This is a genomic window from Mesorhizobium sp. M7D.F.Ca.US.004.01.2.1, assembly GCF_003997785.1.
GTDB lineage: Bacteria > Pseudomonadota > Alphaproteobacteria > Rhizobiales > Rhizobiaceae > Mesorhizobium > Mesorhizobium loti.
In genome coordinates this window covers 1-1460 of the sequence record NZ_RZRQ01000643.1, presented here as the reverse complement: position 1 = coordinate 1460, position 1460 = coordinate 1, and the positions used below count along the sequence as shown (strand labels likewise).

Below are 1460 nucleotides of genomic sequence, written 5' to 3'. Positions count from 1 at the left end.
AGACAGCGCCCGTATATTGTCTGTCACCGATGCCCCAGCCGCCGTCGGGCGCATTGACGATGTTGATCCAGGTGTTTTCAGGCCGGTGCCCCGGCACGCAGAGTTCGGCGACAATCCCTGCGGCTGCGGTGATGAAGGCCTTGCGGGCTTCGACCGAGCCAAGTCCGATGTTGGGCAATTTCAATTCCACCATGACGACAGGCCGATTGGCGCCGCCTGCATAGATGTGGTGAGGCGGCAAGATGTGCACCGTGCCGCCGACGATTTCGGTGAAGAACGAATTGCCGGTGGCGCCGGAGGCCTCGATGAGGGCGGCGCTGAGACGCGGCAGGATCTCGCGCTCTCCCGTTGGGGTCAGTATTCCTTCCGGCGCGGTCACGGTGATCGGCATTTGGCTCTCCTTTTCGCTGGTTTTCATGGCTTTCCGACTGACAGGTCTTCCGGCTTGCCATCTGACAGGTCTTCCGGCTTGCCATGTTTCGTATCGATTGGTACGTTATATGGAGAAGACGAGTCAACAGGTTTCGTATCGATCGATATGGATAATTCGGAAAAGCCCCGCGGCGGCCGGCCGCGCGCTTTCGATCCCGACCGGGCGCTGGATGCGGCGATGCATCTGTTCTGGGAGCATGGCTATGAGGCGACATCGCTGGCCATGTTGCGCGAGGCGATGGGACTGACGCCGCCGCAGATCTACAACGCCTTCACCGACAAGGAGACTTTGTTCCGCAAGGCGCTGACGCGCTACCACCAGACCGAGATCGGCTTTGCGCTGGAAGCGCTGAGCGCGCCGGTATCGACGCGGGAGGCGATCCGGCGGTTGCTGCTCGGTGCGGCGGAAGCATATTCCAGGCCCGGCAAGCCTGGTGGCTGCCTGTTCGTCAGCGGCGCGCTGGCAGCCTCGCCACAGGCGCAAGCCATTGCCGATGAACTCAGAACCTATCGCAAGGCGAGTGAAGCGGCGATCGCAGACCGGCTGGCCAGGGGCAGGGCGGTGGGCGACCTGCCGGCGGGCCTCTCGGTCGAGGGGTTCGCCAAATACCTGGCTGGCGTCATGAACGGCATGTCGATCCAGGCGCGAGACGGTGCTTCGGTCGAAGAGTTGCGCGTTTTGGCCCAAACCGCTCTTGCGGCCTTGCCAGCCGAAGGGCAAAACCAAGCGGCATCATCCAAGGAATGAAGCCATGCTGGATCTCTTCCCCGAGGCTGAAAAGCCGGTTGAAATCATCCCCGCACGAAAGCTTGCCGCCAAGGCGGCAGCGCTTTACGTGGCGCCAGCGGATCATTTTCAGACGCGCCCTGTGGACGAATTGCGGCTGGGTTTCGACGGCATATCTGGCGATTTCCATGCCGGACCGACACGGCGCTCCGGCGGGCGCGAGCCCTGGTATCCGCGCGGCACCGAAATGCGCAACGAGCGGCAATTGTCTGTTGTGGCGGCGGACGAGCTGGCGGTTGTA

At 62.7% G+C, this 1460-nt stretch carries 2 protein-coding genes and 1 pseudogene; 2 read left to right on the top strand and 1 reads right to left on the bottom strand.

From position 1 onward, the window contains the following. On the bottom strand, window positions 1-391 hold a 391-nt coding region (locus EN993_RS35775; protein WP_127266237.1), incomplete at its 3' end, for a hypothetical protein. 147 nt (window positions 392-538) lie between these two features. Here EN993_RS35775 and EN993_RS35770 point away from each other — a divergent pair. Both EN993_RS35770 and EN993_RS35765 read left to right on the top strand, forming a co-directional pair. Next, window positions 539-1180 (top strand): TetR/AcrR family transcriptional regulator, encoded by a 642-nt coding sequence (locus tag EN993_RS35770; RefSeq protein WP_109668314.1) that lies wholly within the window; start codon window positions 539-541, stop codon window positions 1178-1180. A 4-nt stretch (window positions 1181-1184) separates the two neighbouring features. Continuing rightward, window positions 1185-1460 (top strand): annotated as a pseudogene (locus tag EN993_RS35765) (molybdenum cofactor sulfurase); the annotation flags it as partial.